This window comes from Streptomyces ardesiacus (genome assembly GCF_003112575.1).
GTDB classification, from domain to species: domain Bacteria; phylum Actinomycetota; class Actinomycetes; order Streptomycetales; family Streptomycetaceae; genus Streptomyces; species Streptomyces ardesiacus.
Map to the genome: position 1 here is coordinate 35,008 of NZ_BEWC01000011.1, position 14,442 is coordinate 49,449.

At 72.7% G+C, this 14,442-nt stretch carries 7 protein-coding genes and 1 pseudogene; 4 read left to right on the forward strand and 4 right to left on the reverse strand.

All coding sequences use genetic code 11. From position 1 onward, the window contains the following. Positions 1 to 13: 13 nt before the first annotated feature. Both Sdi02f_RS32095 and Sdi02f_RS32100 read left to right on the forward strand, forming a co-directional pair. Positions 14 to 5,590 (forward strand): annotated as a pseudogene (locus Sdi02f_RS32095) (type I polyketide synthase); the annotation flags it as partial. Positions 5,591 to 5,768: 178 nt separating this feature from the next. Next, complete coding sequence (locus Sdi02f_RS32100) at positions 5,769 to 6,221, forward strand: enediyne antibiotic chromoprotein (RefSeq protein WP_158716770.1); 453 nt, start codon at positions 5,769 to 5,771, stop codon at positions 6,219 to 6,221. 84 nt (positions 6,222 to 6,305) lie between these two features. Here the strand turns inward: Sdi02f_RS32100 and Sdi02f_RS32105 are convergent, their stop codons facing one another. After that, positions 6,306 to 9,119, reverse strand: a complete 2,814-nt coding sequence (locus tag Sdi02f_RS32105; RefSeq protein WP_108934466.1) for a helix-turn-helix transcriptional regulator — start codon at positions 9,117 to 9,119, stop codon at positions 6,306 to 6,308. Between the two features lie 370 nt (positions 9,120 to 9,489). Here Sdi02f_RS32105 and Sdi02f_RS32110 point away from each other — a divergent pair, with 370 nt between their 5' ends. Continuing rightward, on the forward strand, positions 9,490 to 10,290 hold the full coding sequence (locus Sdi02f_RS32110) for a thioesterase II family protein (protein ID WP_037825654.1): 801 nt from the start codon (positions 9,490 to 9,492) through the stop codon (positions 10,288 to 10,290). Between the two features lie 230 nt (positions 10,291 to 10,520). Here Sdi02f_RS32110 and rfbB read toward each other — a convergent pair whose 3' ends face one another. Together rfbB and Sdi02f_RS32120 are read right to left on the reverse strand one after the other, a co-directional pair. Beyond that, the gene (gene rfbB, locus Sdi02f_RS32115; protein ID WP_108934467.1) at positions 10,521 to 11,534 is read right to left on the reverse strand and encodes a dTDP-glucose 4,6-dehydratase; all 1,014 of its coding nucleotides are present in this window, start codon (positions 11,532 to 11,534) and stop codon (positions 10,521 to 10,523) included. 72 nt (positions 11,535 to 11,606) lie between these two features. Beyond that, complete coding sequence (locus Sdi02f_RS32120) at positions 11,607 to 12,557, reverse strand: LysR family transcriptional regulator (protein WP_108934468.1); 951 nt, start codon at positions 12,555 to 12,557, stop codon at positions 11,607 to 11,609. Between the two features lie 94 nt (positions 12,558 to 12,651). Here Sdi02f_RS32120 and Sdi02f_RS32125 point away from each other — a divergent pair, with 94 nt between their 5' ends. Further along, on the forward strand, positions 12,652 to 12,969 hold the full coding sequence (locus tag Sdi02f_RS32125) for a hypothetical protein (RefSeq protein WP_053665174.1): 318 nt from the start codon (positions 12,652 to 12,654) through the stop codon (positions 12,967 to 12,969). A gap of 300 nt (positions 12,970 to 13,269) precedes the next feature. Here Sdi02f_RS32125 and Sdi02f_RS36780 read toward each other — a convergent pair whose 3' ends face one another. After that, complete coding sequence (locus Sdi02f_RS36780) at positions 13,270 to 14,262, reverse strand: RDD family protein (protein WP_281262869.1); 993 nt, start codon at positions 14,260 to 14,262, stop codon at positions 13,270 to 13,272. Positions 14,263 to 14,442: the final 180 nt, after the last annotated feature.

A 14,442-nucleotide genomic window follows, 5' to 3' on the forward strand; every position in this document is an offset into this window, starting at 1 on the left:
CATGGACACCACCCCGACCACCGAGCGGCTCGCCGAGGCCCTGCGCCGGTCCCTGCTGGAGAACGAGGAACTGCGCGCACGGCAGGCCGAGTCGGAGCGGGCGGCCGCCGAACCGGTCGCGATCATCGGCATGGCCTGCCGCTTCCCGGGCGGCGTGACCTCGCCCGAGGACCTGTGGTCCCTCGTCGACGACGGACGGGACGCCATCTCCGGCTTCCCCGAGGACCGCGGCTGGGACCTGACGGGCCTCTACCACCCCGAACCCGGCACGCCCGGCCGCACCCACTCGCGCGAGGGCGGGTTCCTGTACGACGCGGCCGACTTCGACCCCGGCTTCTTCGGCATATCCCCCCGCGAGGCACTCACCATGGACCCGCAGCAGCGGCTCTTCCTGGAGGTCTCCTGGGAGGCGCTGGAACGCGCCGGTGTGGACCCCGCCGCCCTGCGCGGCAGCCGCACCGGCGTGTACAGCGGCGTCATGTACCACGACTACGGCGCGGGCAGCAGCGACGGCAGCCTGGTCAGCGGCCGGGTCGCCTACACGCTGGGACTGGAGGGCCCCGCGGTCACCGTCGACACGGCCTGCTCCTCGTCGCTGGTCACCCTCCACCTGGCCGTCGAGGCGCTGCGCCGCGGCGAGTGCTCCCTGGCACTGGCCGGCGGGGTCACGGTCATGGCCGAGCCCGACATGTTCGTCTACTTCAGCGAACAGCGCGGACTCGCCTCCGACGGCCGCTGCAAGGCGTTCTCCGCGGCGGCGGACGGGGTGGGCTGCGCGGAGGGCGCGGGCGTGCTGCTGGTGGAGCGGCTCTCCGACGCCCGCCGCGCGGGCCACCCCGTGCTCGCCGTCGTACGCGGCGCGGCCGTCAACCAGGACGGGGCGAGCAGCGGCTTCTCCACCCCCAACGGCCCGTCCCAGGAGCGGGTGATCGCGCAGGCCCTGGAGCGCGCCGGACTCACCGCGGCCGACGTGGACGCGGTCGAGGCGCACGGCACCGGCACCCGGCTCGGCGACCCCATCGAGGCCCAGGCGCTGCTCGCCGCGTACGGCAAGGGGCACACCGCCGAACGTCCCCTGCTCCTCGGCTCGGTCAAGTCCAACATCGGGCACACCCAGGCCGCGGCGGGTGTCGCCGGCGTGATCAAGACCGTGCAGGCGCTGCGTCACGGCAGGCTGCCGCGGTCCCTGCACTCCGAGGAACCGTCGCCGCACGTGGACTGGGCGGACGGCAGGGTGCGGCTGCTGACCGGGCCGGTCGAGTGGCCCCGGACCGGAAGGCCGCGCAGGGCCGGGGTCTCGTCGTTCGGCATCAGCGGCACCAACGCGCACGTCATCCTGGAGCAGGCGCCGGCCGAGCAGCCGGCGGACCCGGCACCGTCCGCGCCCGCCCGCCCGGACCCGGCCCCCCTGCCCTGGCTGCTGTCGGCCCGTGACCCGTCGGCGCTGCGGGACCAGGCGGCGAACCTCCTCGGGCTGCTCGACGCCCGCCCGGACGAGTCGGCGTCCGACATCGCCCACGCGCTCGCGACGACCCGGTCCGTGTTCGAGCACCGCGCGGTCGTCGTCGGCGCGGAACGTGCCGAACTCGTCGCCGGACTCACGCGGTTGGCCACCGCCGGCCCGGAGGCGGCCGCCGGTCCCGGGCTGGTGACGGGCACCGCGCGGGAGCGCGGCAGGACGGCCTTCCTCTTTCCCGGCCAAGGGTCGCAGCGCGTCGGTATGGGCCGCGGACTGTACGCCCGTCCGGAGTTCGCGGCGGCCTTCGACGAGGTGTGCGAGCACCTGAGGCCCCACCTGGACCGGCCACTGCCCGACGTCGTGTTCGCCGCGCCGGGGACGGAGGCCGCGGATCTGCTCGACACCACGGCCTGGGCGCAGCCGGCGCTGTTCGCCCTGGGGGTGTCGCTCCACCGGCTGGTGACATCCTTTGGCGTGACACCGCACTTCGTCGGCGGCCACTCGGTCGGCGCGCTCACCGCCGCGCACGTGGCCGGCGTGCTGTCGCTGCCGGACGCGTGCGCCCTGGTGGCGGCGCGCGGGCGGCTGATGCAGGAACTGCCCGCCGGCGGTGCCATGGTGTCGGTGGCGGCCACCGAGGAGGAGGTCGCGGCTCAGCTCACCGAAGGGGCGGGCATCGCGGCGGTCAACGGTCCGGCGTCCGTGGTCGTCTCGGGCGCCGAGGGCCCGGTGCTGCGGGTGGCCGACCGCTTCCGGACGCTGGGCAGGCGCGTGACCGGGCTGCGCGTCTCGCACGCCTTCCACTCGTCGCTGATGGAGCCCGCCCTGCCCGGCTTCCGCCGGGCCGTCGAGGCCGTCCGCCTGAACGCGCCGAAGCTCTCGGTGATGTCCGACCTGACCGGGGCGATCGCCTCGGCGGACGAACTGACCTCGCCCGACTACTGGGTACGGCACCTGCGGCAGCCGGTGCGGTTCCACTCCGGCGCCCTGGCACTGGGCGAGCGCGGCGTGACGAGGTTCCTCGAACTGGGGCCCGGCGCGGCTCTGTCCGCCATGGTGCAAGACGGCCTGGACGGCCCCGCCGCCCTCGCGGTGCCCGCCCTGCCGGGAGCGGAGGACGAGGAACGATCCCTCCTCACCGCGCTGGCCCGCCTGCACACCGACGGCGGCGCCGTGAGCTGGGACCGCTTCCTCGCCGCCGACGGGCGTCCGGCACGCCGCGTCGACCTGCCCACCTACCCGTTCCGCCGCAGGCGTTACTGGCTGGACCGAGCGCCGGACGCCGTGCGGGACCCCGCGGGCCTGGGCGTCCAAGCGGCGGACCACCCGCTGCTGGGCGCCGTGCTGCGGACCGCGGACCGCGACGAGATCCTGCTCACCGGCCGGCTCTCGTCGCGCGCGCAGCCGTGGCTCGCCGACCATGTGATCGGGGGCCGGTGCCTGTTGCCGGGCACCGCGTTCGTGGAGTTGGCCCTGCGGGCGGGGCGGGAGGCGGGGTGCGAACTGGTCGAGGAACTGACCCTGGAGTCCCCGCTGACCGTGCCGCCCGACGGTGCCGTGGTCGTCCAGGTGCGCACCGGTCCGGCCGACGCGTCCGGCCGGCGCTCCCTCGGCGTCCACTCCCGTCCGGAACACGCTGCGGCGGGACTTCCCTGGACCCGGCACGCCGCCGGGGTCCTCGCCCCCGCGACCGGGGGCGAGCCCCACGACATGACGGTGTGGCCGCCTCGCGGCGCGACGCGGGTCGACGTGGCCGGACGGTACGCGGACCTGGCCGCGCGCGGCTACGGCCACGGGCCCGCCTTCCAGGGCCTACGGGCCGTGTGGACGCGCGGTGACGAGGTCTTCGCCGAGGTGGCCCCGCCGACCGGGACGGCCCAGGACGCGGGCCGGTACCACGTGCATCCGGCCCTGGCCGACGCCGCGCTGCACGCGATCGGGCTGGCCGGGGGAGAGGACGAGCGGCCGGTCGTGCCCTTCGCCTGGTCCCGCGTCGCGGTGACCGCACCCGGGGCCACGGGCCTGCGCGTCCGGATCGTGCCGGGGGAGGGCGGGGCGGTGGCGCTGGACCTCGCCGACCCGGCGGGCGTCCCCGTCGGCTCGGTCGGGGGCCTGGTCCTGCGGCCGCACACGGGCGCCGGTGCGGGGAACGGGGCGCTGTTCCGCGTCGACTGGATCCCGGCGCGGCCCGTGGGCCCGGCGGGCGCGCGGGTGCGCCGTGTCGCGGTGCTCGGCACCGAGGGCGGGGGCCGGCCGGATCTCGCGGCGGCGCTGCGGTCCGGCGGGGCCGAGGTGGCGAGGTACCCGGACCTCGGTGCGCTGGGCGACGCCGTGGACGCCGGAGCCCCGGTCCCGGGCGTGGTGTTCGCCGCGTGCCCCGCGGTGACCGGTGAGCCGGTCCCCGAGGCCGCCCGCCGGGTCTCCCGGGAGACGCTGGCGCTGGCGCAGGCCTGGTCGGCCGACGAGAGATTCGCCGATGCGCGGCTCACCGTGGTCACGGCGGGCGCGGTCGCCGCGTCGCCGGGGGAACCGGTGCCCGAGCCGGCCCAGGCACCGGCCTGGGGCCTGATACGCAGCGCGCTGCTGGAGGAGCCCGGACGGTTCGCCCTGCTGGACCTGACGGACGGGACACCGCACGGTACGGCGGTGCTCGACGCGCTCGCCGCCGGGGAGAGCGAACTCGCCGTACGCCGCGGCACGGTGCTCGTGCCGCGGCTCGCCGCGGCCCCGGGCGCGCGCGGCGTGTTCCGGGCACCGGAGCCCGACGGCACCGTACTGATCACGGGCGGCACGGGCGTCCTGGGCGGTCTGGTCGCCGGTCATCTCGTACGGGAGCACGGCGCGCGCCGTCTGCTGCTGGCGGGACGGCGGGGCGCCGACGCCCCCGGCGCCGCCGAACTGGTGGCGGAACTGCGCCGGGCCGGCGCCGAGGTGACGGTGGAGCGGTGCGACGCGGCCGACCGGGAGGCGCTGCGCCGCCTGCTGGCCGCGATACCGGACGCGCATCCCCTGACGGCCGTCGTGCACACCGCGGGCGTCCTCGACGACGGCGTTCTCACGGCGCTGGACGCGGGCCGCATGGACACCGTGGCGCGTCCCAAGGTGGACGCCGCCTGGAACCTGCACGAGCTGACGCGGGACGCGAACCTCACCTCGTTCGTCCTGTTCTCGTCCGTCGCGGGCGTCACGGGCGCGGCCGGGCAGGCGAACTACGCGGCGGCCAACGCCTTCCTGGACGCGCTGGCCCGGAGCCGCTCCGCCCTCGGGCTGCCCGCGGTGTCGCTGGCCTGGGGCCTGTGGGAGGGCTCCGGCATGGGCGGACGGCTGGCCGGTGCCGACGTGGAGCGGATGAACCGCTCCGGCGTGGGCGGGCTGTCCCGGGAGGAGGGCCTGGCTCTCTTCGACACGGCCCTCGCCACCGGGGAGCCGCACCTGGTGCCCGCGGCGCTGGACCTGGCCGCACTGTCCGCCCCGGGGTCCTTCGTGCAGCCCCTGCTGCGTGGCCTGGTGCCGCCCGCGCCCGCCGCGGGGGCGTCCGGTGCCGGCTCCCCGGACTCCCCGGACGCCGGCGGGTCCGACGGCCGGTGGCGGAAGGCGCTCGGCGGCCTCACGGAGGAGGAACGCCGACGGACCCTGCTGCGTCTCGTGCGGACGGAGACGGCCATGGTGCTCGGCCTGGAGGGGCCGGGACAGGTGGGGGCCGAGCGGGGCTTCCTCGACCAGGGACTCGACTCGCTGATGGCGGTCGAACTCCGCAACCGCCTGGGCGCGCACGCCGGCCTGAGACTGCCCGCGACGCTGGTCTTCGACCTTCCCACCCCGATGGCGGTGGCGAAGCACCTCCACGACGCGTTGGGCGACCTGACCGGATCCGGCCGGCCGGAGCCCGCCGCGGGCGAGGGCACGGACGGGATCGAGGGGGCGCTCGACCGGCTGGAGTCCGTGCTCGCGGCGGGTGATGTTCCGGACGACGTGACGCGCGAGAAGATCGCGGAACGACTGGCCGTGATCGCCGCGGCCTGGGCCCGGCCGCCGCGGGACGCGGCTTCCGCCGCCGAACCGGAACGGCACCTGGACGGGGCGACGGCGGAGGAGATCTTCGACATTCTCGACAGGGAGTTCGACGAGTAGCGGCAGTCGAGAATGCGCCAAAAAGCAGAACAGGGGTGGGGTAAAAGTAAATGCCCCGTACATTTACTTTACGGCAGAGGGTGCGTTGACAGTCGTGGCGGCACGTATTTAGTCTGCATATCGGAATGATGAATCGCGTCATTCCGATCTCCCATTTTCCCCACAGAATGAGGTAGACGTGCTTTCCTCCATGAAGCGGCGCCGTACGGTCCACGCCCTCGCCGCCGCGGCTGCGGGTGCCGCCCTGGTGATCGGCGGATCGTCGGCCGCGGTCGCCGCGCCGAGCGCCGCGCCCGCGGTGAGTGTGTCGCCGGCGACCGGGCTCTCGGACGGCGACACCGTGGCGGTCCAGATCACCGGGTTCGCGCCGTCGACCACCGTCTACGCCGCGGAGTGCGCCGTCCTCGCCGACGGCGTCGTGGCCTGCAACGTCCCGGACGCCCTGGTGCTCACGACCGACGCGAACGGTGCCGCCTCCGGCGACTCCTTCGCGCGCGCCACCTTCCAGGGCACCGACCTGGCCACCGGGGAGACCCACGCCGTCGACTGTGCCACGGTCGACGGCGGGTGCTTCTTCAACACCACGGCCGACGGCGCGGCCGGCCCGACCACGCCCATCTCCTTCGGCTGACGGGCCCAGACGTGAAGCGTTTTACCAGGCCTCTGCAGAGTCCTGGTAAAACGCTTCACCCTTCTTTTTCAGCAGTATTTCTCGTCAGTGGCTCGAACTCGCGTGCAACCGCCCGCGTTCGCCGAGGGCGGGCGGCGAGTCAAGGACATCGCTGTTTTCGGAGAGATAGGGCTGGGGAATTTTCGCCAGCAGATCGGTGCGCTTGCGCACCTTGAGCTTGCGGTAGATCCGGGTGAGGTGCTGCTCCACCGTGCTGATGGTGATGAAGAGCCGGTGCCCGATCTCCCGGTTGGTGTGACCGAGCGCGGCGAGCATGGCGACCTTGCGCTCCGCGTCGCTGAGCGCCGTCATCGAGTTCCCGTCCTGCTGGTCCGCGGGCCTGGTGTGGGACCGCTCCGGCACCGCCGTCGTGTGCAGCGTGGGCAGCACCTCGGCATGGCACGCCTTGGCCTCCTGGTCCGCTCGCCGGGCCAGCAGACGCGCCTGGCTGAGGTCCCCCATCTCGCGATGGGCCTGGCTGAGGTCGGCGAGCGCGCGGGCCAGTTCCAGGCGGGCGTCGGCTGCTTCCAGGAGCGCGATCGACTCCGTCAGGTGCGGCACCCGCTCGGCCGGGCTGCCCACGGCCGCCAGCAGGCGCAGCGAGACGCCGCGGGTGCGGGGCTGCAGCCGGCCCCCGGGGTGACGCAGCTGCTCCTCGATCAGTCTGCGCGCCTTCTTGCGCTGCCCCTGCCGCAACAGGGCCTGGGCCAGGTCGTTGCGCCAGGGAGCGAGCGAGGGATTGTCGATGTTGCGTGCCTTCGCCAGTACGCCGCACTGCTCGAAGTCGCTGGCGGCGGCCAGCGGGAGACCCACGGCGAGGTGGTAGTGGCCGCGCGCGTGCAGGTAGACGAGCCCGAACACGGTGTCGTGCATCTCCTCCGGCACCACGCGCTCCAGGAACCCGGCCGCGACGTCGTGGCGTCCCATACCGGTGTTGGCCAGCAGGAGATGGGTCAGCGGGAAGCCGATGAGGACGCCCCAGCTCTGCGGCGAGAGCATGTCGAGCGCGGCGGACGCCTGTGCCTCGGCGGCCACCAGGTCGCCGCGCTGCAACGCCAGCGAAGCACGCACACACCCGATGATCGCCTGCCAGGTGGTGGCTCCCCGGCGCACCGCCTCCTCGTACAGCGAAGTGCTCCAGAAAGCGGCCCGCTTGTGCTGGTCGGCGCTGCACAGGGTGAGCAGCGCCACCGCACCGGCCTCCGGCAGGGTGTCCTCCAGGGGGCCCTGGAGGATGTACTCGGCGCTGCGGATCGTCTCCTCGGTGGCGCCTTGGGGCCACAGGGGTTCGATCGCCGTCAGGGCCCGGGTCCACTGGTCGCCGGAGGAGGACGGGCTCGGCGCGTCGCCCGCCGGGTGGAGCGGGTCGGTGGGACGGCTGCCGTAGATCAGGTCGAAGGAGAGTTTGAGTTCGGCGACGGCCCGGGCGTCGGCGGGGCTCGTGGCGCGGCTGATCGCCTGCATGGGCTGGAGCGCCGTGTGCCGGTCGCCCTGCCACAGGAGATGCCGTATCAACGGCACCGCGTCGCGGGGCGCGAGTTCCCCGGCCCGCAGGGCGTTTTGGAGGGGCGTCAGGTGCCGTGCCGCCGCCGAGGGGTTGACCCGCCATGCCACCTGGATCAGGGCCATGCGGTAGCACCTGCGCTCCCGTTCGTCCTCGCAGTTGCGCATGGCGAGTTCCAGGCAGCGCACGGCGAGTTCGGAGTCGCCGGCGGCGAGCGCGTGATCGGCGGCGTGCCGCAGGGTGCGCAGAGCCCACCGGCCCGGTACCCGGCCGCTGGCGATGACGTGCCGCGCCACGTCGAGCGTCTCGGCGCCCTGCTCGTACAGCAGCTCGGCGGCGTGCGTGTGCAGTCGGGACGCGTCCTCGGGGGGCAGGCTCTCCAGGACGGCCGTGGCCATCTCGCGGTGGCGGAACCGGTGGTGGGTCAGGAGCCCGGCCGCCGTCAGGTTCCACAGCGCCTCGGTGACGGGCTCGGTCTGGAGGTCGAGCAGTTGGGCGGCGAGCTGCGGACCGGCGTGTTCGTCCAGCACCGCGATCGCGCGGGCGACCGGCATCAGCTGCGGGTCCCAGCGGCTCACGCAGTCCAGCACGGCCTGCCGGTAGTGGGGGCCGGCGGCGGTGCGGCTGCCGGAGGCCGCGCCGCCGGCCTGCCCGGCCCGCAGGTCGGCGGCCAGCGCGTGGGTCAGCAGTGGATTGCCACCGGTCAGCGCGTAGACATCGGCGGCGGGCATCGGCGGTCCGCCGGGCCCGGCGGCGATGTGGGTCACCTCGGCCCGGGACAGCGGCTCCAGCACGATCCTGCGGTCGGGCTGCCGGGTGAGGTCGGCGTGCAGCGGGCGCTTGGGCAGGCCCGGGCGGTCCCACTCGCTGAGGACCAGGAGCATGGAGGTGGTGGCCAGCCGCCGGCGCAGGTACAGCAGTACCCGCAGGGACGCCTGGTCCAGGAAGTGCAGGTCGTCCACCGCGATGACCACCGGGGTGTCCCGGGCCAACTCCAGGAGGAGGGCGCTGACGGACGGCACCAGGTGGTCGAGGGCCGGGCGGACGGGCCCCGGGCCGGACGGCGTGTTTCCGTCGGCCAGTTCAACGATTTTTCTGAGCGCCGATGCCGCCGTCGGCGCGTTGGCGGCCATGTGACAGATGGCGGCCAGATCGAGGTCGTGTTCTTCCCGCACCCCCGTGGCGGTCAGCAGAAGCGCTCCGGACTCGTCCGCGTGCCGCGATATCTCGGCGAGTAAACGAGTCTTTCCCCCGGCGATGACTCCGCTGGCCAGTACGAGCTGGCCTCTCCCGCTGAGACTCTCTTCGAGAGACTCCTCCACGGAAGCAAGCGCGGAACGTCGTTCGATTTGCATCTTTCGGTAGTCCAATCCCCAGTGCTTCCTTCCGTCGCGTGGATCTGTGCGGCGGAAGGAAATGAACTCCCTTTCGGAACGCCCCGCTTTGTGTATGTGCTATACGTATCCCCAAAAGAGACCGTGCGGACTTTACCAAAACGGCACGCTTTTTTCTATATTTTTACTCGGCATCCTAGCATGGCCGTCAATGCTGGGAAGGGCTCTCGTCGCCCGATCCGGGATCGCTACTGTCCGTGTCCGTGACGGCTATTCCGAAGCGTTCTGTGATCGCTTACGGTGCCGGGTACGGGGTGATAGGGGTTGAGTCGGGGCGGGCCCACTGTCATGTTGAGCGGGCGTGCCAGGAGAGGGTTTCAGGGGGGACGGCGTGGCATCAGGCGAGATCAGCGGCACGGACGAGGGGACTGCCGGTTCCTGGGTGCGACGTTTCAGGCCCGTCGGCGACCCCGCCGTCCGGCTGGTGTGCTTTCCCCACGCCGGGGGTTCGGCGTCTGCCTTCCTTCCTCTCGTCAAGGCGCTCCCGCCATGGGTCGAGGTGCTCGCCATGCAGTATCCGGGGCGGCAGGACAGACGTCGTGAGCAATTCGTCAGAAGCCTTGACGAGTTTACCGAACGATCACTTGGTGAACTTTCCGGCTGGGGCGACCGGCCGCTCGCTTTCTTCGGGCACAGCCTCGGCGCCACGATTGCCTTCGAGGTGGCCAGAAGGGCGTTCGAAGAGAATCTGGAAACGGTCGGACTCTTTGCCTCCGGGCGCCGTGCTCCCGCGCTTCCGCCCGAGGCGCCTTTCGGTGTGCACGACACCGAAACGGCGGTACGTGAGCTGGCCAGGCTGGGCGGCACGGATTCCGGATTGTTCGACGAGCCGGAGATTCTCGCCATGGTGCTGCCCGCGCTGCGCGCGGATTATCACGCGGCGGAGACGTATCGGTATGTGCCGGCACCGGCGGGACGGGACGTCGACTGTCCCCTCGTGGCCCTGACGGGTGACCGGGATCCCGTGACCACGGTGGCGGACGCCCGTGCCTGGTCCGCCCACACCTCGGGGACGTTCCGCCTGGAGGTGTTCGAGGGCGGCCACTTCTTCCTCACCGAGCGGGCCGCCGCGGTGGCGGACACGGTGGCGGAGTGCCTGCGGGCGTGGGCACCGCAGCCGATGCGCGGCTGACGGCGCCGCTCGTCCGGCGGGCCGGACACGACGCCGGCGGCCGGTCCGGTGTGCCGGGAGCCTGCGCGGCCCGCGCGGCTGACGGCGCCCCGTCCGGTCGGGTGGTGGCCCTGCGCACGCCCGTTGCGGCGGGGGCGGCGTGACCCATGCCCCCCGTCCGTCGCCCGCCTCGGTGACTTCGCTCGGACCGGACCGGACCCCGCGTCCGCGGCGGGGTCCGCCGGTCGGGTCTAGCGGTTCGTGGCCGTCCAGTCGCCCTCGACCACCGGGCTGCGTCCGATCAGGGGCTCCCACCAGGAGCGGTTGGCCGCGTACCAGCGGATCGTCTCGCGTACTCCCGCCTCGAACTCGATCTGCGGCCGCCAACCCAGCTCGTCCCAGAGCTTCGAGGAGTCCAGCAGGTAGCGGCGGTCGTGGCCGGGCCGGTCGGGCACCGTCGTCCGCTGCGACGACGGCAGCCCCAGCTCGTCGAGGACCAGGTCCGCCAGTTCCTCGACGCTGGCCTCCACGCCGGTGCCGACGTGGTACGTCTCGCCGATCCGCCCGCGTGCGAGCACCGTGTCGATCGCCCGGCAGTGGTCGAGAGCGTGAATCCACTCGCGCCGGTTGCCGCTGGAGGCGTACACGGGCAGGGGCTGCCCGTCGATCGCCCGGGTGGCGAACAGCGGCAGCACCTTCTCCGGGAACTGGTGGGACCCGTAGTTGTTGGCGCAGTTGGTGAGGGTCACCGGCAGCCCGAAGGTCTCGTGGTACGCGCGTACGGCGTGGTCCGCGCCCGCCTTGGAGGCGTTGTAGGGGGTACGGGGGCGGTACGGCGTCTCCTCGGTGAACGCCTCCTCGGCGTCCAGGGCCAGGTCCCCGTACACCTCGCAGGTGGAGATGTGGTGGAAACGCTGCACGTCGGCCCGCCTGCACGCGTCGAGGAGCACCTGGGTGCCCAGCACGTTGGTGCGGAAGAACCGTCCCGGATCCAGCACGGCGAGGCTGTTGTGCGACTCGGCGGCGAAGTTCACCACCACCTCGACCTGATGCTCGGCGAGGACCTTCGCGGTGTGTTCCGGGTCTCCGATGTCCCCGCGGACCAGAGTGACCCGGTCGGCCACGTCGGCCAGGTTCTCCTCCACGCCGGCGTAGGTGAGTGCGTCGAAGGCCACCACGGAGTCCTCGGGGTGGTGCTCGGCCCAGTACCTGGTGAAGTGCGAACCGATGAAACCCGCGGCTCCGGTGACAAGCAGTGAGGTCATGCTCGGCACGTTACTGACGCGGTGTCCGCCGGGGTGCCTTCCGGTGCCAGGACTGTGGTGTTCCAGGTCGCTCTACGGGTTCGAAGGGGGGTCCGGCTGTTCGGCCGAGGCAGCGGGCCCGGCCGCCACGGCGTTCCCCGCCTTCGACGGGCCTCGAGTCGCCCCCTCGGCATCTGCAGCGGCATCTACGGCGGCAGCGACGAAGGAGGCGACCAGGCCGCGGCGGTCCTCCCGGGACCACGCGAGGACGAGTGCACTGCTGGGGGCATCGGTGACGGGCCGGTGGACGAGGTCCGGCTGCATGGGCTGGGCCAGCGAGCGCGGCAGGATCGCGACGGCGCGTCCCAGCCTGATCAGCTGCAGCGCTTCGACCGCGTCCGTGACCTCGGGCCCCGGCCTGGCCTCGGGTGCCCCCGTCCAGCGCACGCCTTTCCAGCGGGGCAGTGTCTCCTGGGCGAGGTCGGCGAGAGTGATCTCCGAGCGGGAGGCGAGCCGGTGATCCGGCGGCAGGATCGCGACACGTCCTTCGACCATCAGGGTTTCGTGGTCCAGGCCCGTCAGGTCGTCGAACGGCGCGTACAGCAGGGCGAGATCGGCGCGGCCGTCGCGGACGTGATCGGCGCGGTCGGTGGCTCCGCCGAAGAGGATGTCCACCTGGCGGGCGCCGGGCCGACCGGCGTAGGCGGCCAGGATGCCGGACAGGAGGTTCGCGTCACCGCCTGGTTTGATCACCAGGCGAAGACGGGCCTGCTGATCACCGGCCCGGCGTGCCTTCTCGGCAGCAGCGCCGACGGCGTTCAGGGCGTGCCGGCCATGGTGCAGCAGTGCTTCGCCGGCGGGGGTGAGGGCGACGTGCCTGCTGGAGCGCTCCAGCAGCGTCACGCCGAGCCGGGATTCCACGCGCCGGATCGCTTTGGACAGGGCCGGCTGCGCGATCGCCAGGCGGGCCGCGGCGCGGCCGAAGTGCAGTTCCTCGGCGACGGCGACGAAGTACTCCAGTTCGCGGGTTTCCAGCTCGGCCATGACGCAAGACTATCGGCCGATCCATTCCTGGTAGGCATGGAACGTGAACGGATAGATCTTGGACGTACCCGGAGAATTCCTGTTCCTTGGAGGCATGATTCACCACACGATGATCGTGGCGTTCGACCATCCGATTCCCGCGAGCGAGCTGGACCAGTACCTCAAGGAGTTCGAGGAGCTCGCGCAGGGATTCGATCCGGTCGAGTCGGTCACGACCCGCCCCCACATCCGCGTCCCGGGCGACGACCACGCCCCCGTGGCTGTCGCCAGCGCCGTCCTGCAACTGCGCGTGCGCGACCTCGACGCCTTGAACGCGACCTTCACCATGCCCGGGGCAGCCGACCTCATCAAGCGCTGGCAGAGCCGCCACCCGTACAAGGCGGTCTGGGTCAACCACGAACCGCTGGAGTGACCACCTTCTTCCCCCGTCGAAGGCGAGCGGCCCGGGCCGGAGCCGCAGCATCCGGCTGAGCCCGGACCAAGGGGAACGTACGAAGCGGCGGAGAAGCTGCGCCGGACGACGACCGGCGACGGCCCCCTTGAGGCCTCGGCGGCGCGAGCTGCCGGGCGGATCGCCGAGGCTCTGGCCGGCACGCGTTCCGGGACACGCCGCGGCGTGCCTAACCGCTTCGTGCCGGCCACCGGCCTCGTCACCTGTCCGGCGATCCCGTCAGCGGTGGCACTGCCTGACGGCCCTCACGCCGGGAAAGCCTCAGTCCCTCCAGTGGATCGGTGAATGAGGTGACTCCGGGGGACGCGGGGGGTCGGGCGGAAGCGGAGGTGTGCTTTCGCGGGGCGTGCGGGTGGCGGTGGGGGCCGCGGGGGCGGGGAAGCCGGGGGGAGGGGGGCAGGGCGGAACCGGAGGTGTGTCTTCGCGGCGCCCACGGGCGGCGGCGGCCTTGGCACGGTTGAGCGCAGCCCGGCCCTTGCTCGCCGCAGCGCGATGCAGTCCGGAGTCGACAACTCGCCGCACGGTCTCGTGTCCGGCGGTCCTCTGCCCGCCGTGCGGGGCGTTCCGGACCGCGTTCTTCCAGGCTGCCTGGCCATCACGGGCCTTGGTGAGCCCCAGGGCCATCGTCTGGGAGACACCCTGCCGCGCGGTGCCCCAAGAGGGCCCGGGCAGCGTGATGTTGCCGACGGTGGTACCGGCCAGGCGGTCGGCGAGGGAGAGTCGACGGCCCCGGAGGGCGGGGACGCCGTTGGCCCAGAAGACGACCACCGCGACCATCCAGCACAACACCGACAGCGCGACTGAGCCGCTGACCAGCACGCAGCAGGCCACCGCGAAGCAGCCGACGTCGGCGAGTGTGGTGACACCGGCTCGGACCGCGGCCCGGCGGGGCCCGAGGACACCCGGCTCAGTGGGGGAGACGCGCAGGCCGAGCAACAGCTTGCCCACCGTGCGGTTGGTCAGCACGAGCGCCGTGAAATGGTAGGCAAAGGTGATGAGTGCCAACGCGACGAAGGCCTGCTGGACGGCACTCACAGCGGAGCCCCAGATGTGGTCCCACACCTGCTCGGTGGCATCGAGAGGGTGACCTCCCGAGGTGAGGACCTCCCAGGCGCTGCTGCCGACCAGACCGGTGGTGTCGGTCAAGAGCGCGCTGATGCGATGGAAAGTGAAGGAGCCGAGAAGCACGGCCACCGCGACCGTGAGGACGAAATCGATCAGCCAGGCCATGATCCGACGACTGGCTCCCGGCATGTGCGGCCCGTCGGCCAAGCCGAATTCTCCGGTTGCTACCGGCCCTGTGGACCTCGGGTATTGAGACACGCACGCCCCCGTGGTGACGAAACGTCAGCAGATAAGAGCCGACGGTCCACAGGTTAGCGCAGCGTCATGGCATCGGGCAGGCGCGCGTGGACAACGAGAACCGGACGCGGA

Bases quoted from the DNA above. Each gene is read 5' to 3' on its own strand.
- Sdi02f_RS32105 (WP_108934466.1), bottom strand. From the start codon at position 9,119: ATGCAAATCGAACGACGTTCCGCGCTTGCTTCCGTGGAGGAGTCTCTC.
- rfbB (WP_108934467.1), bottom strand. From the start codon at position 11,534: ATGACCTCACTGCTTGTCACCGGAGCCGCGGGTTTCATCGGTTCGCAC.
- Sdi02f_RS32120 (WP_108934468.1), bottom strand. From the start codon at position 12,557: ATGGCCGAGCTGGAAACCCGCGAACTGGAGTACTTCGTCGCCGTCGCC.
- Sdi02f_RS36780 (WP_281262869.1), bottom strand. From the start codon at position 14,262: ATGCCGGGAGCCAGTCGTCGGATCATGGCCTGGCTGATCGATTTCGTC.
- Sdi02f_RS32125 (WP_053665174.1), top strand. From the start codon at position 12,652: ATGATTCACCACACGATGATCGTGGCGTTCGACCATCCGATTCCCGCG.